The organism is Rhizobium sp. 268 (assembly GCF_036571585.1).
Lineage (GTDB): Bacteria > Pseudomonadota > Alphaproteobacteria > Rhizobiales > Rhizobiaceae > Rhizobium > Rhizobium redzepovicii.
The window spans coordinates 242,905-264,831 of sequence record NZ_JAPPSO010000010.1; the positions used below are offsets into that span (position 1 = coordinate 242,905).

Here is a 21,927-nt window from a genome sequence, read left to right on the forward strand (position 1 = left end):
CCTCTCGTTCAGAGGCCCAGCATCGCAAGGGCGCGGGCATAGCTTTCGGCAGGGCGGGTGACGTCGAAATGCACATGCGGCAATCCGACGGCTTCGGCGCCTTCGATGTTTTTCTTCTGGTCGTCGACAAAGACGCAAGCCTCGCGCGCCAGGCCGAGTTCGGAAAGCACCTGCTCATAGGCGCGCGGGTCGGGCTTGAGGATCTTGGTGTAGGTGGCATCGACGATGACGTCGAAGAGGTCGATCAGCGGGAAGCGCTTGCGGAATTCGGCTCCGTAGAAAAGGTCGAGTTCGTTCGACAGGATCGCGAGCTTCAAGCCTGCTTCCTTGGCCCGCAGGATGGCGTCGCGGGCCTCAGGGCGCAGCACCAACTCCGGCTCGGCGCCGCGGGCGCGGCGCACGAAAGTCTGCATATCGGTCCAGCTCTCTCTGACCATTCGGCCGATCTCGCCGGCCCGCGTCAGCCAATAATCGCGTTCGCTGATCTCGCGGTTCTGCATCGCCACCCAGAGCGGGTCGGTCGCCGTGTCGAACGGCCCAAGCCAGGTCAGCGAGCCTTGGGGAAGGCCGAGCGTCCGCTCGGTGATGTCATGCGTCTCGAACAGGGTGCGGGTGACCACGCCGCCGAAATCGAGGATGAGGGCGCGTTCTCTTGTCATGGCCGTCCTTCCGGAATGATGCCTTCGGCAACCCAGCTGTCGAAAAGGGCAAGGGCTGCGGCGGAAAAGGAGGGAGAATTGATGTGGGCGTCGACTTCCCGGAAGGTGACGGAGGGCGGAACAGCGCGGCGCATTTCGTCGAGGAAGGCGGCGAGGCCTTCCGGATCATGCAGCGGCTCGTCCGGCTTGTCCCATTCCTGCAACCCTTCGGTCGGCAGCAGGAAGGCGACCTTCGCATCGGCCCGTTCCAGCTTCTGACCGATCAGCCGCGCCACTTCCCGCCGGCCTTCCGGCGAGGTCGTCACCGACCCGATCAGCCGGTTATGGGCATGATAGGGGCGCTCGGCGAAAATGTCAGGCAGGGCCTGCCACGCCTGAAGATCGACCATGTCGACGGCGCCGGGGGCGACGATCTGCGGAATGCCGGCGCGGCCGGCACATTCGAGCCTGTCCGGCCCTGAGGTCACCACCGTGCCATAGTGGTGATTGCTGACCTCCTGGATGCAGAAGTCGAAGACGGCGGCAAAGCCGGATTGCGCGGCGATGGCTTCGAAGGCGCGGCCGCCCATGCCGGTGGAATGAAAGACGGCGACGTCATAACCGCGCTTTTCCAGCTCGGGCCGCAGATACTTCATATATTTCAGGCAGGAGGAACCGAGCGAGGTCATGCCGATCAGCGGGCGGGTGCGATCGGGTTTGGTTCCGTGCCTTGCGGCGCCGACGACCGCGCCGCAGGCCTGCGACAGCACCGAGCGGCAGATGCTGTTGAGGCCGTAGAGGCCGCCGGCCCACAGGATCATCATCAGGTCGGGGGCGATTCGTTCCGGCGGAATCAGGTGGGAATAGGCGATGGTCGAGACCACGAATTTCGGCACGCCGAGCGGCAGAACGGCGGCGACGTCGAGGGCGAGATCCGTACCCATGGAGCCGCCGAGCACGATGATGCCATCGACAAGCCCGTCCTCGTAAAGCCGGCGGGTCAAGGCCGCGGCGCCCCTGGCCATGGCGGCCATCGCACTGTTTTCATCGCCGTTTTCGGTGATCGCCGCAATCGAGGTCGCGGCCGCCTTGGCGATGTCGTGCTTGGAATGGTCGGGAATATAGGGCGGGTCGCCGAGAATGCTGACATCGACCATAACAGGCCGGCCGCCGGCTTCGGTGATGACCGACGCCATGAATTGCAGTTCGTCGCATTTGGTGTCACCGGTTCCGATGACAAGTATCTTTGGCGAGGGAGCCGCAGGGCTCATCAATCTCTCCTCCTGGTTTTTGGACTGGTTCCCGTGAGCCTTTCCGACCCGTAGTATTTTTCTGAAATTCCGTCGGCAGCGGCGATCGCCTGCGCGCCGAATTCGTAAATGGCGGTCTTGGTGGTGCGCGAGAGCGGGGCGGCGACGGCCACGCAGCCGATCGGCCGGCCGTCAGGCGCACGCACGGGTGCGGCGGCACTGATGACGCCGGCCTCGAGACCCTGATGACTGATGGAAAAGCCGCGCGCGGCCGTCTCGTCGAGCAGGCCGCGGACCAGCTGCGGGTCGACGACGGTATGGTCGGTGAATTTTTCGAGCGGCTTTCGCAGCGCCGCGTCGATCTCCGTCGACGGGCAGAAGGCGAGGAAGGCAAGGCCGGACGCGGTGGCGTGAAAGGGCAGGATGCTGCCGACATCGACGATGATGCGGTGCGCCCGCTGTGGATCTTCCACATGGATGGTCGACAGCCGGCCGCCTGAAAATTCGGAAAGATGCACCGTCTCCGCCGAGGATTCGGCAAGTGTCCTGATGAAGGGCACAGCGACCCGCAGGAAGGGATAGCGGGCCTCGCGGATGCGGGCGAGCCGAACTGGCGCCGAACCGATCCGATAGCGGCGGCTGTCAGGGTCCTGCTCGACGAAACCGTGTTTTTCCAGTTCCACCAGAAAGCGCCGTGCCGTCGCCTTGTCGAGCGAACACAGGCGGGCGATGTCGGTCAGACCCACCTCCTTGCCCAGCCGTGACAGGGTGTCCAGCAATGAAAGCGCCTTTCCGATCGTGCTCATCGTTCTTCCTCTCGGGGAGTAGGGTTCATGTCCCGGGCTTGTTGCATCCGGCTTTACGCCATCCGTCAAATCAGCCCGCAAACCCTGTACCGCGGCACGATAGCAGCGACCCAAGATACTTAACATGCGAATTAACTTGACAGAGCCCGGAATTGTTTGCAAGTCTATATTTGAAGCTGCGGTTCAAATAATGAACCATAAGCGCTGACGGCGGCAAAATCAACAAAAGCCAAAAACACCGTTTGTCAGTCCGGTTCTGGTGGAGGTCGCGTGCGCGCATCGCAGCGATGATCGGATGTCCTTAAACAAGGGGAACGAAGGCAGATGAATATGCAAAATTCGCAAAGCGCCGCAGAGAACCAGCTGCGCAAAAACAGTCTCGGCGTCGGCGCCGTGACCTTCCTGGTGGTTTCGGCCGCCGCACCGCTGACGGCGGTTGCCGGCGGCGTGCCGCTGTCGATGATGCTCGGCAACGGAGCGGGCATTCCGCTAACCTTCCTGCTGGTCACCGGCATTCTGTTGCTGTTTGCCGTCGGCTATGTCGCCATGGCGCGCCATATCCGCAATGCCGGCGCCTTCTACGCTTATACGGCTCAAGGCCTCGGCGGCCTGATGGGCGGGGCGGCGGCGCTGATCGCGATCCTCGCATACAACGCCATGCAGGTCGGCGTCCTCGGCCTCTTCGGCGCAGCGACCAGGGGCTTTTTCGCCGAGCAGCTCGGCCTCGACCTTCCCTGGTGGGTCTGGAGTTATATCGGCATCGCCTTTGTCGCCGTCTTCGGCTACCGGCGAGTCGATCTTTCGGCCAAGGTGTTGATGGTTCTCGTCATTCTCGAATATCTCGTCGTCCTCGTCATTGACGCTGCGATCCTGGCCAAGGGCGGTGACAGCGGCCTGTCCGCCACCCCCTTCACGCCCACCGCCTTCTGGAGCGGAACGCCGGCGATCGGCATCCTCTTTTGCTTCGCCGCCTTCATCGGCTTCGAGGCAACGACCATCTACAGCGAGGAAGCCCGCGAACCGCACAAGACCGTGCCGCGCGCCACCTATATCTCGGTTCTGATCATCGGCCTCTTCTACATGCTGACGTCATGGCTAATGGTGAACGGCGCCGGCGCCGACAAGCTCGTGCCCGAACTGCAGGGCCTCGCCGATCCCACGACTTTCCTCTTCGGCCTTGCCGAGCGCTATGTCGGCCACTGGATCACCGTCGTGATGAGCGTTCTCTTCATCACCAGTCTGTTTGCCGGCGTCCTTGCGTTCCACAACGGCGTTGCACGCTACATGTATGTCGCCGGCCGCGAGGGTCTGCTGCCGAAGTCGGTCGGCGTTACGCATCCGGTCTTCCAGAGCCCGCATGTCGGCTCCATCATCCAGACGGTCATCGCGGTTCTTGTCGTCGCGCTCTTTGCTATGACGGGCCAGGATCCGGTGCTCGCATTGTTTTCGTGGCTCACCAATGTGGCGACGCTTGCGATCATCCTGCTGATGGCCTTCACCGCCTTTGCGATCGTCGCCTTTTTCAGCCGCAACCCGGGGCTCGAGCGGAATGTGCTGGCCGTCAAGGTGCTGCCTGTCGTCACCGGCCTGATCTTGCTTGCGCTCGTCTATTATATCTCGGCGAATTTTGGCGCCATCGCCGGCGCCAATGGCGCGCTCGGCGTATTCCTGCCGGGTCTCGTGCTGATCGCCGGGATCGTCGGATTGCTAGCCGCAGCGCGCCTGAAGTCTGCGGATGCCGTCGGTTTTGCCCGGCTTGGCGCCGGGCAGGAAGCCTGACCGAACCCTATCAACGGTGGCGGATCATCTCCGCCACCCTTTTTCGTGAGAGCATGAGATGCAGGACAAGATCGATCAGTTGCGGACGCAGCCCGTTCCTCCCCAATCGCTGTTTATCGACGGTGCCTGGCGCCTGGCCGTCAGCGGAGCGGCGATGGACGTCATCTCCCCGATCGACGGAACCAAGCTAACGACGATCGCCGATGCCGGCGCCGAAGACGTCGATCAGGCGGTCAAAGCCGCGCGGCGCGCCTTCGAAAAAGGCGGCTGGTCGCGGGCAGCCCCTGCCGAGCGCAAGAAGGTGCTGCTGAAGATCGCCGAACTGATCGAGAAGAACGCGCTTGAACTCGCCGTGCTCGGCGTGCGCGACAACGGCACCGAAATCTCCATGGCGCTGAAGGCCGAGCCGGGCAATGCCGCCGGCACCTTCCGCTACTATGCCGAGGCGATCGACAAGGTCTATGGCGAGATCGCCCCGACAGCCGACAACATTCTCGGCCTCGTTCACCGCGAGCCGGTGGGCGTGGTCGCCGCCATCGTGCCGTGGAATTTCCCGATGATGATCGGCGCCTGGAAGATTGCGCCGGCCCTTGCGGCCGGCAATTCGGTGGTGCTGAAACCGGCCGAGGGCGCATCGCTGACCCTGCTGCGGCTCGCCGAACTTTGCACCGAGGCGGGATTACCCGATGGCGTGCTCAACGTCGTCACCGGCCGCGGCGCCGTCAGCGGCGAAGCGCTCGGACTGCATATGGATATCGATGTGCTCGCCTTTACCGGCTCCGGCCCGATCGGCCGCCGGCTGCTGGAATATTCGGCGCGCTCCAACCTGAAGCGTGTCTATCTGGAACTGGGCGGCAAATCGCCGAACATCGTCTTTGCCGATGCGCCGGATCTCGATCAGGCCGCCAAGATTTCCGCCTACGGCATCTTCCGCAATTCCGGTCAGGTCTGCGTCGCGGGTTCCCGCCTGCTGGTGGAAAAATCGATCCATCAGGAATTTTCGGAAAAGGTCGCCGGCATCGCCGCCTCCATGAGGGTCGGCGACCCCTTGCAGCTTTCCACCGAGGCCGGCGCAATCTCAAGCGAGATCCAGCTGCGGAAAGACCTCGGCCATGTCGCCCAGGCGGTGTCGGAAGGCTCTTTGCTGCGCACCGGCGGCACCCGCATCCTGGAGGAGACCGGCGGCTATTACATGCGACCGGCGGTCTTCGACGTGACGCCATCGATGACGCTTGCCCGCGAGGAAGTCTTCGGGCCGATCCTGTCGATCATTCCGTTCGAGACGGAGGCCGAAGCTCTGCAGATCGCCAACGCCACGGAATATGGGCTGGCGTCCGCTGCCTGGACATCAAACCTGTCGCGCGCCCATCGGATGGTCCGCGGCATCCGCGCCGGCGTCGTGCATGTCAACACCTATGGCGGCGCCGACAACAGCGTGCCGCTCGGCGGCGTCAAGCAATCGGGCAACGGCCACGACAAATCGCTGCATGCGCTGGATAAGTATGTCGATCTGAAAACCGCGTGGATCCAGCTCTGAGAGGAACGGCGCCAACCGAACTGCCGGTCAGCCGCTGATCCGCCTGCCGACACCTTCGCCCCGCTAGCGGGGCGAAGGGAGATAGCCGCAACCTCTCCGTTGCTCTCTCACGCCTAGCACCCCTCGTTCTGTTTACGGGGGTCCGAAGGACGAGTCGAGACGAGTGACTCGGCCCGGATCGGTAAGGGGCAGGCCACTGGCCAGAGCCGTTGGGGCGACAACAAGTCGGCTTTCCCATCGGTGGTCGGCAATGGGGAAGCCGACCGCCTATCCCCCGAAACTGCCCACCTGCGTCGGCACGTTGATATAGTTGCGGTCGAAGTATAGCAGTGCATTGCCATCCGCCCGCGCACGAATGCCGATCACCTGGCCGATGAAGATATGATGTGTGCCGACCAGGCGCGCCTCGGTGAGCCGGCAGTCGAAGGAAACCATGGCGCCGGCCAGCGCCTGGCTTCCCGACGGCATGTCGACCCATTCCGCCGCGGCATAGCGTGCTGCCATATCCGCCTGGCGGCCGGCGAAATAGCCGGCGAGCTCCTGATGGTCATCGGCGAGTACGTTGACGCAAAAGCGGTGGTTTTCGAGAAAGACGCCGCATTGGGCCGAGCGACCGTTCATGCAGACCAGCAGCGTCGGCGGTTCGTCGGTGACGCTGCACATGGCGGTGGCGGTGAACCCGCCGCGCCCGGCGGGTCCGTTGGTGGTGATGACGTTGACCGGGGCACAGACCCTGGCCATCGCGTCGCGGAACTCGGTTTTCGAGACTTGCTCCTCCATGGCCGTCTCCTCACTCGGCCGCGTTGCGGACGGCGGATGCCTGATTGAGCGGCGGCAGCCAGGTGTCGCCGGTCCAGCCGGTTTCGTCGTAATCGCTCATGCATTGGTCAACGAGCGCTTCCATCTCCCTCAGCCGCCCGCCGCGCTCGGCGCCCTTCAGCACCTGCAGCCGGACCTCCTCAGGCGCACCGGCATAGTTGAGTTCGTAAAGCGCGTGGCGGCCGCCGAATTCGGTGCCGGTGGCATCCCACAGCAGTTTCATGATCTTGATGCGCTCGATATGGCCCATGTCGTTGGAGCCGCGCACATATTGGGCGAGATAGCGGTCGATCTCGGGATTGCCGAAATCCTTGGCGGAGGAGGGGAGATAGATCAGCCCCGAGGCGACGACCTTGCGCACCGTCTCGATTACGCGCGGATAGGCCTCCGACATGAAGGTGCGGTAGGAAAGGGCTGCCTCCATGTTGGGCAGCACGGCGCCATTTGCCCATGGCTGGGGATTGTGGGCCATGGCGTTGGAGAAGGACCAGAACATGTGGCGCAGCGCGATGACCTCGCCGAGTGCGGCCTGATTGCCGCGGAAGGCGTCGCCGCCGGTGGCGCGCAGCGCCTTGGCGAGCAGCCCCGCCATAAAGTCGAGCTTGACGGCAAAGCGCGTGCAGCCCTGGAAGCAGTAGCCGTGCATGAAGCCGGAAGCCGGGTGAAACGACAGGATCTTGGCCGCATCGCGCAACACCAGCACGTCCTCCCAGGGCACGAAGACGTTGTCGAGCACCAGGATCGCATCGTTCTCGTCAAAGCGCGACGACAAGGGATAGTCGAAAGGCTGACCGACCGTGTTGGCGGTCTGCTCGTAGGAGACGCGGCAGAACATCTTGATGCCAGGCGCATTCATCGGCACAATGAACATGACCGAGAGCGAGGGATCTTCCGTCACCGTCGCCGAGCTCTGGGCGAGGAAGTTGTAATGTGTCAGCGCCGAGGAAGTCGCCACCACCTTGGCGCCCGAGACGTAGATGCCGGCATCGGTTTCCTTGGTGATGTGAACGAAGACATCCTTGACGGCATCGGCCGGCTTGTGCCGGTCGATCGGCGGATTGACGATCGCATGGTTCATGAACAGCGCTGCTTCCTGGGCGCGTTTGTGCCAGGCGAGCGCATTGTCCTTGAACGGCCCATACCAGTCGGCATTGGCGCCGAGCGTGTTCATCAGAGCCGCCTTGTAGTCGGCGGTGCGGCCCATCCAGCCATAGGACATGCGGGCCCAATCGGCGATGGCGCCTTGCTGGGCGACGAGCTCGGCCGAGGATTTCGCCACCCGGAAATATTTATGCGTATAGCCGCCATTGCCGGTATCGGTCGGCGATGTCAGGCGGTCCTTGGTCTTCTCTGCGTGCAGCGCATCATACATCCGCGCGATCGAACGGGCGGAATTGCGCATCGACGGATGGCTGGTGACGTCGGCGATGCGCTCACCGTTGATATAGACCTCGCGTCCGTCGCGCAGGCTGGCGAGATATTCGGCGCCGGTGAACGGACGGGTCTTGTCGCCGCGGTGGTCTTCAGCTCGCATGTCAGGTTCCTCCCTTGGAATATTGATAGAAGCTAAAACGGGAGCGGCGGGCACACCATGGACAAAGAAGGGAATTCGCTGGTACTTTTTCCGCTATGGCGACACGAAACGATGTTCCGAATTTTTTCGTCTATGGCGAGCCGAGCCGCTCGCTCGATGTGGGATTCCTGCACGTCGAAACGGTGATGGAGCGAAAAAACCTGCATTTCGGCCATGTCTCGCCGCACAAACATCCGCTGATGGGACAGATCACCTATTGGTTTCAAGGGGGCGGAACCTATCGGATTGAAGACGAAACTTGGAATTTTTCCGCTCCCGCCGTGAGCTTCGTGCCGAGCAACGTGGTGCATGGTTTCGATGTCGACGAACAGTCCGACGCGATCGTCGTATCGGTCTCGGACGACATGCTGAAGGCGATCGTGCCGCAGATCGCGCTCAATCTCGACGTGCCGACCTTCCTGACCGGCCAGCCTGCAGATCCGGTATGGACCAAGCTCGCAACACTGCTCGACATGGTCTCCGAGGATTATCGCGATCGAGGTGCGTACGGCGAACAGGTGCTTTGCGGCCTGATTTCGGTCGTGCTGTCGCTGATGGGCCGCATCGGCGGCCGGGTCGCCCTGCCGTCGACCTCGGCGACTGTCTCACTCGGCCTCGCGCTGCGCCGTCTCGTCGATCTTCACTACAGAAAGGATTGGCCGGTGAGAGCCTATGTCGATCTGCTTGCGACCACGCCGCATCTGCTGGACAAGGCCGCCCGCGAAGTCTTCAGATTATCCGTCAAGGAATTGCTGCTGGAGCGGCGCCTGTTGGAAGCCAAACGCCTGCTGATGTTCACCGTCCGCTCGGTGGAAGATATTGCCGGCGAGATCGGTTTCGACGATCCCGCCTATTTCTCTCGCTTCTTCCGCAAACGCACCGGCGAGGCGCCGGCCGCCTGGCGCCGGCGGCATTTGCAGGCGGCATCGTGACGAGCGACGGAACTGTCGCTATCGGTCATCGAAGAAAGATCAAAGCCATCCCGACGACAACAAGAGCGGCGCCGGCCCAGGCGCCGCCGGCCGGGCGTTCGCCGGTTTTCAGCCACAACAGCGGTAGAATAATCGCGGGCGATGTTGCCGACAGTGTCGAAACGATACCGACCTTGCCGCCAGCCAGCGCAAAGAGCAGGAGTGTCATGCCCATGCCGAGGGCGATGATCCCGGTCAGGGCGGTCAATGCCGCGACCTTGAAGGTGAGCGGTCCCTTCGGCTTGACCGACTGGACAGGCAACTGGATCAGGATGCTGAGGCAAAGGGCCGCCATGGCGACACGCAGCAGGGACGCGACGAATGGATCGATACCGCTGACCATGACCGGTCGCGCGATGATGGAACCGACCGCCTGGCCGGTTGCGGCGCCAAGCCCAAGCAGGACGCCGATCCACAGTGGCCCCTTGATCCTCTCCCATTGATGGATCTGCGATCGGCTCTTGCCGAACACGATGGCGAGAAAAACGCCTGCGGCCGTCAAAGCAATCCCCACCACCGCGGAAAACGATAGAACCTCCCCCAGCACCAGCCAGCCGAGCAGTGAGGCAATCGGAGCGTTGAGGGCGAACAGGATGCCGGCACGACGCGGGCCAAGCCGGTTCAGGGCGGCAAAGAGCAGCGTATCGCCGATGAAGATGCCGATCAGTCCGGACAAGAGCAGCGGACCGACGCTTGCCTCGTCCAGTTGGCGCCAGGATCCGGTAAAAATCACATAAAGCGCCAAAAGACCGGTGACGAAAACCTGGCGGACCCTGTTGAAGGCCGGCGCGCCGAGATGGCCGGATGGACCCGCCGCGATCAAACCCGTAAAGGCCCAGCACGTTGCCGCTCCGAGCGCGGCAAGTTCATGAATTGGCATCTTGCTTCGATCCTCAATGCATGTCGTCCGGAATGTGCAGCGGTTCCGGGTAACGACATGCATAAAACAAAGGACCAAAGCGCGGCGCATGGATCAAGTTTGATGCGACGCGCTTTGGAATCCGGGCGCGAAGCGTTTAAACGTGATTGAAGAGCAACTGTCGAGGGCTGTTCGATGCGACGCCACGGACGGCTTCTCAGCCACCGTCATCGACAGGACATCGAGCAACATTTGTCAGTGTCATTCTCTAGCTGACGGCATGGCCGGCCAGGCCGTAAACCGCCGGCTCCCCATTCTTCCTGTTCAGGAAACGCCGCCCCTTGGACATGGTCGTCACGGTTTCCGAGACGGCCAGCCGGCTTTGTTGAAGGAACTCGGCGAAGAGGCCTTTTTCCCGCGTATCGACGCGCGCGAAGCGGCCAGCCAGATCCTTGAGATGCACGGCGGTAAGATGGATCGCGTCCTGATCATTGCTTGCCACGATCGGGCCGACCACATGGCCGCGTCCGAACTCGCGGCACATGGAATAGCCGACGATTTCGTCACCCCGCCGGAGTGTGCAAACGGAAGCACCTTCGGCAAGTAAAGCCAGCAATTTGCCGCGATCGGTGCCGAAAGCGCGCGTATCGAGAGCGTTGATCTCCTCGACATTGTCATTTGACAATTCGCTCAATTGCCCGTTCAGCTCCGGCAGGGGAGGGAGCTTGGGCGCGACATCTCCCTGGTATTGATAGACAATCGCTTCCTTGGTGAAGCCGAGCGAAACATAGAGTCTGTAAGCCGCATGGGTTGAATTCAGGCTCAGATCGCGGTCGCCGCACTGCTCGAACACCTGCTCCATGAGCCATCGGCCGGTCCCTTGCGCCTGCGTGCGCGGCGATGTGATCACCAGCCCGATCGTGGCGAAATCGTCCCCATGCGGAAACCACATCGCGCTTCCGAACACGCGTCCGATCCCATCGACGGCAACGATGCCGCGGCCCGCACGCCGCAGGATATCCCAGTCCTTCGGCCGGTGCGGCCAGCCGACGCCGATCGACAATGCGTGAAGCAGGCTGACATCGACACTGTTGATATCCTGCGCAATCAATTCGAACGATTTCAGCCGCACTGATTTTTGCATTTCGGGTATCCGTTCCGTTCGCCAGATCACCAGACTCCACTGGAAGTGAACAGCGTCTTTGATCCTGCGCCGATTGCAACCGAGTCACAATATCGCACACCAAGGCCGGCAGGATTGGCTTGTTCGCCGCAACAATTCGAAATCTTCAGCTGAACCGAGGCCCCACTCAGCAGGCAAAACTCCTGCCTTTGCTTAGGCTAGTTAGCATCTCGACCACTCCAAAGGCAACTTGGTCACCCATGGACGTCATAGATATTCTTGCGAGGCTGATCGCGTTCCCTTCCGTCGTCGGAACGACGAACGGCGCGATTGCCGACTGGATAGCCAACTATTGTCGGAAGGCGGGAGCCGAGGTGACGGTCCACCCCGGCCCGGAAGGTGACCGATACAACCTTTTCGCGACCGTCGGACCACGCGAAGGCCGAGGTTACATTCTGTCCGGACACATGGATGTCGTGCCGGCCGGTGAACGGGAATGGAGTTCGGATCCTTTCGTGCTACGCGCGGCGGGAGACAGGCTTTACGGACGCGGCGCCACCGATATGAAAGGTTTTCTCGCCTGCGCACTGGCCGCATTGCCGAAGCTTGCCGCCATGAATTTGCAGCGGCCAATCCACTTTGCCTTCTCCTATGACGAGGAGGCAGGCAGCCGCGGGGTGCCGCATCTGATCGCGGCGCTGCCGAAGCTGTGCAACGCCCCGCTGGGTGCAATCATCGGCGAACCGAGCCGGATGCAGGCGGTGCGGGGGCATAAGGGCAAGGCAGCGGTCCGGCTGGAGGTGATCGGGCGATCAGGTCATTCCTCTCGTCCTGATCTCGGATTAAACGCCATTCATGCCATGGCCAATCTCATCACAGAGGTCGCCGAATACGGCAGGTCCCTGACGAGCGGCCCTTTCCACCACGATTTCGCGCCACCCTACTCGTCATTGCAGGTCGGTGTCATTGCCGGCGGCCAGTCGGTCAACATCATACCGGATCGCTGCACCGCCGATATCGAGGTTCGCGCCGTGCCGGGTATCTCGCCGTCATCGCTGCTCGAGCCGGTAAAAGCCAGGCTCACGGCCCTCAGAGACCAGGGATTCGAGGTCGGCTGGCATGAGTTGAGCGCCTACCCAGGTCTTGCGCTCCCCGAAGGCAGCGAACTCGCAGCGCTGCTGACGGAATTGACGGCGCAGAAGCCGCTGGCCGCGGTCAGCTACGGCACGGAAGCCGGGCTCTATCAGCAAGCCGGCATCGATTCGATCATTTGCGGACCGGGGGATATCGCCCGTGCGCACCGGCCCGACGAGTATATCGAGATCGGCGAGCTCGCCGCATGCCAGACGATGATCGAGAAACTCGGCGCCTCCCTTGCCGAAGGCTGAAAGAAGGCGATTTCCATGGCGTTTCTCTTCAACTCCGATGCCACACGCGGCGCGATTTTCAAGGAAGCTTTTGCCCGCGAGCTTCCGGATCTGGAATTCGTCGGACAGGGCCAACCGGTAGATCCGGACAAGGTGCGCTATCTCCTGACCTGGACGGTCCCCGGCGACATCGCGCGTTACCGCAATTTGGAAGTGCTGTTTTGTATCGGCGCCGGCGTCGATCAGCTCAAACAGGACAGCCTGCCGGACCATGTGGCGCTCGTCCGTATGGTCGAGGATGGCATTATCCGGATGATGCAGGAATACGTCACTCTTGGGGTCCTGACGCTCCACCGGGAGATGCTCGCTTACCGGGACCTGCAGAAACAGTCTGCGTGGCAGACGCTGGCCGCCCCGCAGGCCACCGCGCGCAGAATAGGTTTCCTCGGCCTCGGCATTTTGGCGCAGGCGGCGATCGAGCGCTTGAAGCCGTTCCAATTTCCGCTCGCCGGATGGAGCCGCAGCAAAAAGCAAATCGATGGTGTCACCTGCCATCATGGCCCGGATGGACTTGCCGATTTTCTGGCCGAGACGGACATTCTGGTCTGCCTGCTGCCGCTGACCGATGAGACGCGCGGCATTCTCAATGCCGAGCTCTTCTCCCAGCTGCCGGCCGGTGCCAGGCTGCTGCATGTGGGCCGCGGACCGCAGCTCGACCAGACGGCGCTGATCGAGGCGCTCGATAGCGGCCGCTTGGCCGCCGCAATGCTCGACGTCACCGATCCCGAGCCGCTGCCCGCAGACCATCCGCTCTGGCACCATCCAAAAGTGGCGATCACGCCGCACATCGCCTCCGTCACCCAGCCGGAAACGGCGGCGCATTCGGTCATCGAAAATATCCGGCGCCACCGCGCCGGCGAAACCCTGATCGGCCTGGTCGATCGGACACGTGGTTATTAAACGAGGAAAATGACATGTCGCTTCTGCAGACCATCGACACAAATCCGAACTTTACTCCAAAGCAGGCCGTACCGGATGCGGAACGGCTGATTTCAGGAAATCCGGCCTACAAGACCTGGGCACAGGATGCCTCAAAAGGCGAAAAAGTGCTCACCGGAATCTGGGAAGCAACCCCCGGCGAGCACCATTCCATCAAGGGCACGGTCTACGAATTCTGCCACATCATTTCCGGTGTCATTGAGATCGACGAAAAAGACGGCGAGACAAAGATGTATCGCGCCGGCGACAGTTTCGTGATGAAGCCTGGCTTTGTCGGCGTCTGGCGCACCATCGAAACCGTGCGCAAGATCTACGTCTGCGTTTACGACTGAGAAGCCGCCGGCGCGCGCCCGAAGAACGGCACGCCGCTTATATCCGGCAATCACGTGCTGAAAACACGAGGCGGCTGAACCGCCAACTCTCTAAAGCGCGCACGCATTAGCCTTCGGCGATAGCAAAGATCTTCTTGAGGTTGCCCTGAATTGAAAGACGGTTCACCGTCCCCCGGCCGACGAAGATCGCGTCTCCCGGGCCAACCGATGTTTGCGTCCCGTCGCCATCGGTCACATCAGCCTGCCCCTCCAGGATGTACATCAATTCATGGACGGGATGAGAGCGCGACATCCGGATGTGCGGCGTCGTCGCCCAGACACCAGCCCGAAAGCCGGCCTCTTCGTCGGAAAATGCCCTGAAGAGACGGCACTGAGGCGTGTCCCCTTCCACGAACTGCGCCGGAGGCGGCGGGGAGGGGGCAAGCGCCACATCCCTGTCGATCGCCACGACGCCCTGCGCGCTTGATGTCGCCGCGGTCGTTGCGCAGAAGATCCACTGCGTGCCGTTTTCCGCTTCCGCCGTAATGTCCTCGCCCTGGCCGATGACCACGCTGTCGCCGGACGTGAGATGAAACGTCGAGCCGCCCGAATGCAGGACAAGACGGCCTGCCACGACGACCAGGCATTCCGTGTGGGGAAAGCCGGCGATCGAGGCTTTTCCATTCCAATGGACCGATCCGGCGAAAACGCCGCCCGAGGCGCTCCAGACGATATCGCGGCCGACCGCGAATATGTCGTCTGGTCCCAAGGCTTTTCGTTTGCCTTCAGGGGCGGATCCGCTTTTCGCCTCGAAGAGGAGAATGGTTTTACCGGTCATGACGTCACTCCCATTTTTGGTGAGATATTCATAGGCTGATGCTGTTGCCTATGGGCCGAGGGCTAATCTGCCAGGCACTGGCTCGAATTCTGCATAGATCCTAATCGGTGGCTTCAAGGGGCGCGCTGCGGAGTTGGCGCTTAAACAGAATATCCTTTGGTTTGCTGCCCCCAACACAGGCAATTGTTGCGAAACAAAGCCGCCTGCGCCGCACCTCTCCAGCGCAAGCAGGCCTATACTTCCTGCATTGGATCAGACGAGCATAAAGGCATGCGCCAATGAAATTTGCGTCCTACTGGCATGATACCTCGATCCCATTCGCCGCAGGCATCGCCGACCCCGTCTCGGGAGATTTCGACGTTGCGGTGATCGGCGCCGGTTTCACCGGGCTCAACGCCGCGCGCACGTTGGCGCAATCCGGTGTGAAGGTCGCTCTGCTGGAAGCCGAACACGTTGGCTATGGTGCGTCCGGCCGCAATGGCGGGCACCTCAACAGCGGCCATTTCGCAAGCTTCGGCGCCGCCAGGCAGCATCTCGGGGAAGACCGGGCGCGCCGCTTGTGGCGGGCCTATGACGACTCGATCGACATGATCGAACGCATCGTCGAGGAGGAAAAGATCGCCTGCGACTTCCGCAGGGGCGGCAAGCTCAAGCTTGCCTCGAAGCCCTCTCATGTCGGCAAGCTGCAGGCAATGGCCGAAGAAATCCGCCGCGAGGTCGACCCGTCAGCCGAATGGCTGACGCGCGAGGACCTCCGCAACGAGGTGGTATCGGATGCCTTCCATGGCGGGATCCTCTATCCGAAATCCGCCATGATGCACATGGGGCGCTACGCCAACGGCGTGGCGCAGGCGGCCCACCGCCATGGCGCGGCGATCTGGGAACACAACCCGGTGACCGCCCGCGAGCCCGTCCCGAATGGATGGCGGCTAACCACGCCGACCGGCTCGCTGACCGCCCGCCAGGTCATCCTGGCGACCGATGCCTATACGCCAAGCGTCTTTAACTATTTCCGCCGGAGGCTGATGCCGATCGCTTCCTTCATCATTGCGACACGCCCGCTCACCCCGCAGGAGGTCGCGGCGACAGTTCCGGGCAACCGCAACTTCACCAACTCCCTCAACATCGCCAACTACTTCCGCCTGACGCCAGACAACCGCATGCTGTTTGGGGGGCGGGCGAGATTTTCGGCGGTATCGAACCAGAAAACCGACGTCAGCTCCGGGCAGCTTCTGCGCCAGCAGATGCTCGGCATGTTTCCGCAGCTTGCAGACGTCGAGATCGACTATTGCTGGGGCGGCCTCGTCGGCTGCACGCAGGATCGTTATCCCCGCGCAGGCAGCGCCGAGGGTGTGATTTACAGCATGGGCTATTCCGGCCACGGCGCCCAGCTATCGACCTTCATGGGCAGCGCGCTGGCCAATATGGCGATGGGGCGCAAGGACGCCAATCCGCTCGACGGCTTCGCGTGGCCCGCCGTCCCGATGCATACCGGAAACCCGTGGTTTCTGCCCATCGTCGGCACCTATTACCGCATGAAGGACCTGCTGCCCTGACCGATTCTGGCGCCGCGCCCCGCGCGGGCTCCGATGGCCTAACGCAGGACGGCCACCCCTGATTCCCTGCCGATCCTCCGTGCCTGTTGCCGCATAAGGACTTTGCAATGATCACACCTCTCGAACATCTGTCCCGCAACGGTCGTCTGGGCAAGTTCTTCATCGACGGTCAATGGCTCGAACCCAAAGGCAGCGCCAAGGGCGTCGTAGTCAATCCTGCCACGGAAGAGACGGTGACCCAGTTTGCGCTCGGCAACGGCGAGGATGTCGACGCGGCGGTTTCCGCCGCCCGGCGGGCCTTCGCCACCTGGAGCCGGACCAGGCCGGAATACCGCGCGGGTCTGCTCGATCGCCTGCGGACGCTGCTCGAAGCGCGCAGCGAACTGTTCGCGCAGTGCCTGAGTCTCGAAATGGGCGCGGCGATCGGATATGCGCGCATCGCTCAGGTGCCGCTGGCGATCGCCCATGTGAAGGTCGCCCGCGATCTCCTGGAAGCCTTCCCCTTCGTCAAGCAGCGCGGCCACACCGCCGTCGCCCAGGAACCGATCGGAGTCTGCGCACTGATTACGCCCTGGAACTGGCCGCTCTACCAGATCACCGCCAAAGTTTCGCCGGCGCTCGCCGCAGGCTGCACCGTCGTGCTGAAGCCCAGCGAGCTTTCGCCTCTCGGCGCGCTGCTGTTTGCAGAAACGATTGAGGAAGCCGGCTTCCCCAACGGCGTCTTCAACCTCGTCAATGGTGACGGCTCCTGCGTCGGTTCGGCTCTCGCGTCCCATCCGGATGTCGACATGATTTCGATTACCGGCTCTACCCGTGCCGGTATCGCTGTGGCCCAGGCAGCCGCGCCGACCGTCAAGCGCGTCGCGCAGGAGCTTGGCGGCAAGTCGCCGAACTTGATCCTGCCGGACGCCGATCTTGACCGCGCCGTTGCCATGGGCGTAGCGGCTGCCTTCCGCAATCTCGGCCAATCATGCAGCGCGCCGACGCGTATGATCGTGCCGCGCGCGATGCTCTCCAACAGCGAGTCCATCGCCAAAAGAACCGCAGATGAGATCGTTGTCGGTGATCCCCTTTCAGAAGCCAGCACCCATGGCGCGATCGCCAACCGGGCCCAGTTCGATCGGATCCAAACCATGATCGGCGTCGGAATTGCGGAAGGCGCGACGCTCGTCACCGGCGGCGAGGGTCGTCCCGCCGGTCTGAATGCCGGCTTCTACGTCAAACCGACAATTTTCTCGGACGTGCGCACGGATATGCGTATCGCCCAGGAGGAAATCTTCGGCCCGGTTCTCTGCCTCATTCCTTACGACACGGTGGAAGAAGCCATCACCATCGCCAACCATACCGTCTACGGTCTGGGTGCACATGTGCAGGGTAAAAATACAGACGTCGTCAGGGACGTCGCGTCACGGATCCGCTGCGGTCAAGTGCATCTCAACTATCCAGCCTGGGATCCACACGCGCCTTTTGGCGGCTTTAAGCAATCTGGAAACGGACGCGAATTCGGCATTGAGGGCATGCTGGAATACCTCGAGGTCAAATCCATCCTTGGCTACTTCTAAAGCAAGTCGCGCAAAAGTGTGCAGCGGTTTTGTGATAACGACATGCGTAAAAACAAAGACCTAAAGCGCGTGGAGCGAAGCTGAAAGATCGCGACGCGCTTTAGCATGACGCCGAAAGGCGTGAGGGGGTGTTGGTATCCGTCGAAAGCGCACCGCCCAGGCGGAAAAAACGCGTCCCCTTCATCAGCCGAAGATGACTGTCTCATCACTCAAAACATTATTTTCCACCGCCCCGGCACCCACTGTCGATGCATGCTGCTTGTTCAGTTTCGGTAGGCTTTGGTCGGGAACACGTCGAGGCCGGCGATAACGACCAAGACGGAATTCATTCCAGACGCTGGCTTTTGCAGCCAGCGACCAATGGTCAGAGAGGAAACGATATGCTCGATTTGAACGACAACGACCTTTTCCAGCAGGCCGGACTGATCGACGGGATCTGGTCGCGTGCGGCGTCGGGCAAGACGGTAAACGTCGTCAATCCCGCCACTCAGGACAATCTCGGCACCGTTCCCGACATGGGCACAGCCGAGACCCGGGCGGCGATCGACGCAGCTAATGCCGCCTTCAGCTCGTGGAAGAAGAAAACGAATGCCGAACGCGCCGTTCTGCTCGAGCGCTGGTATGCCCTGATGATCGAAAATCTCGAGGATCTGGCGCTGCTCATCACTCTTGAACAGGGCAAGCCTCTCGATGAATCGCGTGCCGAAATCCGTTACGGTGCTTCCTTCGTCAAATGGTTTGCCGAAGAAGCTCGCCGCATCGGCGGCCATACCATTCCCTCGCCGACGCCGGATCGCCGCATCGTCGTGCTCAAGGAAGCGGTCGGCGTCTGCGCCATCGTGACACCCTGGAATTTCCCGATCGCCATGATCACCCGAAAGGTGGCGCCCGCCCTGGCGGCCGGCTGTACGGTTGTCGTCAAGCCTTCAGAATTCACCCCCTATTCGGCGCTCGCCATGGGTGTCCTTGCCGAGCGCGCCGGCATTCCGGCAGGTGTGATCAATATCGTCACCGGCATGCCGACGGAGATCGGCAACGAGTTCATGGCAAACGCGACGGTGCGCAAGATCTCCTTCACCGGTTCGACCCGGATCGGCTCGCTTCTGATGCGCGGCGCTGCCGACAGCGTCAAGCGGCTCTCCCTCGAACTCGGCGGCAACGCGCCGTTCATCGTTTTCGACGACGCCGATCTCGATCTCGCTGTCGAGGGCGCAATCCTGTCCAAGTTCCGCAACGGCGGCCAGACCTGCGTCTGCGCCAACCGCATCCTGGTTCAGGCCGGTGTCTATGATGCCTTCGCCGAAAAACTCGGCGCTCGCGTCAACGCCATGAAGGTCGGCCCCGGCACGGAACCCGGCAACGTTATCGGCCCGATGATCAATGCAGCGGCGATCGACAAGATCACCCGCCATGTCGAAGACGCTCTCTCCAAAGGCGCCAAGATCGCCGCACAGGGAAGCTCCGTGGCGGAGGGCTCGCAGTACGCCGCACCGATGGTGCTGACCGGGGCGACGACCGACATGCTGCTTGCCAGCGAAGAAACTTTCGGCCCGGTTGCTCCGCTCTTCCGCTTCGAGACGGAAGACGAGGCAATCGCAATCGCCAACGGCACGCCCTTCGGCCTGGCTGCCTATTTCTACACCGAAAACCTCAAGCGCTCCTGGCGTGTCGGCGAAGCGCTCGAGTTCGGCATGATCGGGCTCAACACCGGCGCGATCTCAACCGAAGTCGCCCCGTTCGGCGGCGTCAAGCAATCCGGCCTCGGGCGCGAGGGCGCGCAGGCGGGCATCGAAGAATATCTCGAGATGAAGAGCTTCCATATCGGCGGACTGAGCTGAGCCTGAAGCGATTACGGGACGAGAACCAGCAATGTGGCGCACGCGGGGTGCGCCATTTTTTTTTACAACCACCGCAACACACGAGGGTTGGCAACCCTTCGGCTTCAGTCAGTCCGCAAGCACAGCCGATGACTTCAAAAGAAGCGCGGGCGGAAACGCCCGCGCTTTTCCTCGTACGGTTCAGAGACCGAAAACGCCCGGCAGGCCGGAAATGTCGGGGATTTCGACATAGCCATAGAACGGGTTGGCGGGTTCATGGCGGCGGTTGACCCACACCTTGTTCTTGATGCCGATATCGTTGGCCGACATATGGTCATAGCGGAATGACGAGGAGCAGTGCACGACATCTTCGGGCGCGCAGCCGAGCATATCGAACATATATTCAAAGGCCTGCAGGCGCGGCTTGTAGGCTTGCGCCTGTTCGGCCGTGTAAACCGCATGGAACGGAGCGCCGAGCTTTTCGACATTCGACATGATCTGCGAATTCATCGCATTCGACAGGATCACCAGCGGGATCTCTTTGGCGACCTTCGCGAGGCCAGCCGGCACATCCGCATGCGGACCCCAGGTCGGCACGCGCTCATAGACCATCCGGGCGTCTTCGTCCCTGAACTTGATGCCGTTGCGTTTGCAGCTGCGCTCGATCGAATTGTGAACGACCTCGGCATAGGGCTTCCAGTCGCCCAGAACCTCATCGAGGCGATAGGCGGCGAAGTTGCGGACGAACTCGGCCATGCGCGGCTCGTCGAGCTGATTGCCGTAAAGGTCGCGGGCCGCCTCCGCCATCTGGAAATTGGTCAGCGTGCCGTAGCAGTCGAAGGTGATGTATTTCGGGCGCATGAGGGTCATGAACATATCCTTTGGAGCGTGGACCGGGGCGCAGTCATGATAGGCGCGGCCCACCCCGCGGCTCGCCTGAATGTAGCTGCGATCGAAGCAGATTATTGCGTATCGAAAGGCGGCTTTGGCAGATGGTAGTAGGTGCCCCGCTCGCTGGCGGTGGCTGAACGACGGCGAGGATGGCTATGTCGGCCTCTATGATGCTTGTTGATTTGATCGGCTCGCCGCACTCACTCACCCGGCTTGCCGACGTGCAGCGAATGTTGCTCGCGATCCGCCCGGTGGCGCCCACATGCCAGCATAAGATGCGGCAGGCGACAAAGGGAAAACGATAAGATACCGCTCAGGGCGCAGCCTTCAGACGATTAGCCAACCCGCACTCCTTCACACTTCCACTCAGGAGAATAAGGGAAGTGTCATGCAGACAAGCCAGATCGACTTTGCCGCGTTCGGCAGCGAACACCTGGGTGCCGCCCTCACGCTGTCGCGGCAGGCGGGCTGGCCCCATCGGCCTGAAGACTGGGAGATGGCGCGTGCCTTGAGCGAGGGCGTCGTCGCCATCGAGGGCGACCGGGTGGTGGGCACCGTGCTCGTCACCCCCTACAAGCAAGACTGCGCCACGATCAACATGGTCATCGTCGATCAAGCCATGCGCGGCCGCGGCCTTGGCCGCAAGCTAATGCATGCCGCAATGGAGCTCGCCGGCGATCGCCCGCTCCGGCTTGTAGCGACCGCCGATGGCCTTCCACTCTACGAGAAGCTCGGCTTCCGCCAGACCGGCCGCATTCTGCAGCATCAAGGCATCGCAGCAGAACACGCCGCGCCGACGGCAACGTCAGCCGCCGCCATGACCGATTTCTCGGCAATCACCGAACTCGATCGACAGGCCTTCGGCGCCGATCGCGCCGATCTGATCGCATATCTCGCCAAGGTCGGTGAACTCGCCGTGGTACGCCGCCGCAATGGAAGCGTCAGCGGTTTTGCGGTCCTTCGCAGCTTCGGCCGGGGCGAGGTCATCGGCCCCGTCATTGCGGGCAACGTGGATGACGCCAAGGCGCTCGTCACGCATTTCATCGCACGGCGCCCCGGCGCGTTCCTCAGGGTCGATACCACGACTGCCGCCGGCCTGTCCGGCTGGCTGGCCGAACAAGGCTTCGCCCATGTCGGCGGCGGCATCGCCATGATGAAGCCATCGATCCCAGCCGTCGATTCCGTCGCCACCATCTTCGCCCTCGCCAACCAGGCACTCGGCTGATCCGGA

The 21,927-nt window shown here is 62.2% G+C and carries 19 protein-coding genes; 10 read left to right on the forward strand and 9 right to left on the reverse strand.

Annotation, left to right across the window (positions count from 1 at the left end; genetic code table 11):
- Positions 1 to 8 precede the first annotated feature (8 nt).
- From OS035_RS21070 to OS035_RS21080, 3 genes are read right to left on the reverse strand one after another with little or no spacing between them, the layout of a single operon-like run.
- A complete protein-coding gene (locus OS035_RS21070) occupies positions 9 to 659 on the reverse strand; it encodes an HAD family hydrolase (protein ID WP_331814041.1) in 651 nt (216 codons plus the stop codon).
- Complete coding sequence (locus OS035_RS21075) at positions 656 to 1,909, reverse strand: Tm-1-like ATP-binding domain-containing protein (protein WP_331814042.1); 1,254 nt, start codon at positions 1,907 to 1,909, stop codon at positions 656 to 658. Before OS035_RS21075 ends, OS035_RS21070 begins: the two co-directional genes overlap by 4 nt.
- Positions 1,909 to 2,694 carry an IclR family transcriptional regulator gene (locus tag OS035_RS21080; protein ID WP_183780182.1) on the reverse strand — a complete coding sequence of 262 codons (786 nt, stop codon included), beginning with the start codon at positions 2,692 to 2,694 and terminating at the stop codon, positions 1,909 to 1,911. Before OS035_RS21080 ends, OS035_RS21075 begins: the two co-directional genes overlap by 1 nt.
- Before the next feature lie 324 nt (positions 2,695 to 3,018).
- On the opposite strand from OS035_RS21080, the gene OS035_RS21085 reads away from it, so the two are divergent.
- The gene (locus OS035_RS21085) at positions 3,019 to 4,473 is read left to right on the forward strand and encodes an APC family permease (RefSeq protein ID WP_183780185.1); all 1,455 of its coding nucleotides are present in this window, start codon (positions 3,019 to 3,021) and stop codon (positions 4,471 to 4,473) included.
- 58 nt (positions 4,474 to 4,531) lie between these two features.
- Positions 4,532 to 6,010 (forward strand): aldehyde dehydrogenase, encoded by a 1,479-nt coding sequence (locus OS035_RS21090; RefSeq protein ID WP_097626243.1) that lies wholly within the window; start codon positions 4,532 to 4,534, stop codon positions 6,008 to 6,010.
- 267 nt (positions 6,011 to 6,277) lie between these two features.
- Here OS035_RS21090 and OS035_RS21095 read toward each other — a convergent pair whose 3' ends face one another.
- Together OS035_RS21095 and OS035_RS21100 are read right to left on the reverse strand one after the other, a co-directional pair.
- Positions 6,278 to 6,790 carry a flavin reductase gene (locus OS035_RS21095; protein ID WP_064841598.1) on the reverse strand — a complete coding sequence of 171 codons (513 nt, stop codon included), beginning with the start codon at positions 6,788 to 6,790 and terminating at the stop codon, positions 6,278 to 6,280.
- A 10-nt stretch (positions 6,791 to 6,800) separates the two neighbouring features.
- Entirely contained in the window at positions 6,801 to 8,363 is a 1,563-nt protein-coding gene (locus OS035_RS21100; RefSeq protein WP_331814043.1) for a 4-hydroxyphenylacetate 3-hydroxylase N-terminal domain-containing protein, read from the reverse strand.
- 95 nt (positions 8,364 to 8,458) lie between these two features.
- On the opposite strand from OS035_RS21100, the gene OS035_RS21105 reads away from it, so the two are divergent.
- Positions 8,459 to 9,334, forward strand: a complete 876-nt coding sequence (locus OS035_RS21105) for a helix-turn-helix domain-containing protein (protein ID WP_097626245.1) — start codon at positions 8,459 to 8,461, stop codon at positions 9,332 to 9,334.
- Between the two features lie 25 nt (positions 9,335 to 9,359).
- Here the strand turns inward: OS035_RS21105 and OS035_RS21110 are convergent, their stop codons facing one another.
- Both OS035_RS21110 and OS035_RS21115 read right to left on the reverse strand, forming a co-directional pair.
- Positions 9,360 to 10,253 carry a DMT family transporter gene (locus OS035_RS21110; protein ID WP_097626246.1) on the reverse strand — a complete coding sequence of 298 codons (894 nt, stop codon included), beginning with the start codon at positions 10,251 to 10,253 and terminating at the stop codon, positions 9,360 to 9,362.
- Positions 10,254 to 10,500: 247 nt separating this feature from the next.
- On the reverse strand, positions 10,501 to 11,376 hold the full coding sequence (locus tag OS035_RS21115) for a GNAT family N-acetyltransferase (RefSeq protein WP_183780191.1): 876 nt from the start codon (positions 11,374 to 11,376) through the stop codon (positions 10,501 to 10,503).
- A gap of 239 nt (positions 11,377 to 11,615) precedes the next feature.
- Between OS035_RS21115 and argE the strand changes: the two genes are divergently transcribed.
- From argE to OS035_RS21130, 3 genes are read left to right on the forward strand one after another with little or no spacing between them, the layout of a single operon-like run.
- A complete protein-coding gene (gene argE / locus OS035_RS21120) occupies positions 11,616 to 12,743 on the forward strand; it encodes an acetylornithine deacetylase (RefSeq protein WP_331814044.1) in 1,128 nt (375 codons plus the stop codon).
- A 15-nt stretch (positions 12,744 to 12,758) separates the two neighbouring features.
- On the forward strand, positions 12,759 to 13,682 hold the full coding sequence (locus OS035_RS21125) for a 2-hydroxyacid dehydrogenase (protein WP_097626249.1): 924 nt from the start codon (positions 12,759 to 12,761) through the stop codon (positions 13,680 to 13,682).
- Between the two features lie 14 nt (positions 13,683 to 13,696).
- Complete coding sequence (locus tag OS035_RS21130; protein ID WP_097626250.1) at positions 13,697 to 14,053, forward strand: cupin domain-containing protein; 357 nt, start codon at positions 13,697 to 13,699, stop codon at positions 14,051 to 14,053.
- A gap of 106 nt (positions 14,054 to 14,159) precedes the next feature.
- On the opposite strand, the gene OS035_RS21135 is transcribed toward OS035_RS21130, so the two are convergent.
- The gene (locus OS035_RS21135; RefSeq protein ID WP_131711255.1) at positions 14,160 to 14,870 is read right to left on the reverse strand and encodes a cupin domain-containing protein; all 711 of its coding nucleotides are present in this window, start codon (positions 14,868 to 14,870) and stop codon (positions 14,160 to 14,162) included.
- A 278-nt stretch (positions 14,871 to 15,148) separates the two neighbouring features.
- Between OS035_RS21135 and OS035_RS21140 the strand changes: the two genes are divergently transcribed.
- The 3 genes from OS035_RS21140 to OS035_RS21150 all read left to right on the forward strand — a co-directional run bounded on the left by OS035_RS21140 (position 15,149) and on the right by OS035_RS21150 (position 19,826).
- Positions 15,149 to 16,426 carry an NAD(P)/FAD-dependent oxidoreductase gene (locus tag OS035_RS21140; RefSeq protein ID WP_097626251.1) on the forward strand — a complete coding sequence of 426 codons (1,278 nt, stop codon included), beginning with the start codon at positions 15,149 to 15,151 and terminating at the stop codon, positions 16,424 to 16,426.
- 107 nt (positions 16,427 to 16,533) lie between these two features.
- Positions 16,534 to 17,988, forward strand: a complete 1,455-nt coding sequence (locus OS035_RS21145; protein WP_331814045.1) for an aldehyde dehydrogenase family protein — start codon at positions 16,534 to 16,536, stop codon at positions 17,986 to 17,988.
- Positions 17,989 to 18,368: 380 nt separating this feature from the next.
- A complete protein-coding gene (locus OS035_RS21150) occupies positions 18,369 to 19,826 on the forward strand; it encodes an NAD-dependent succinate-semialdehyde dehydrogenase (RefSeq protein ID WP_183780200.1) in 1,458 nt (485 codons plus the stop codon).
- A gap of 180 nt (positions 19,827 to 20,006) precedes the next feature.
- Here OS035_RS21150 and OS035_RS21155 read toward each other — a convergent pair whose 3' ends face one another.
- Positions 20,007 to 20,675, reverse strand: coding sequence for a haloacid dehalogenase type II (locus OS035_RS21155; protein WP_097626254.1), 669 nt, complete (start codon positions 20,673 to 20,675; stop codon positions 20,007 to 20,009).
- Positions 20,676 to 21,084: 409 nt separating this feature from the next.
- Here OS035_RS21155 and OS035_RS21160 point away from each other — a divergent pair, with 409 nt between their 5' ends.
- Positions 21,085 to 21,921, forward strand: a complete 837-nt coding sequence (locus OS035_RS21160) for a GNAT family N-acetyltransferase (RefSeq protein ID WP_310806229.1) — start codon at positions 21,085 to 21,087, stop codon at positions 21,919 to 21,921.
- Positions 21,922 to 21,927 lie beyond the last annotated feature (6 nt).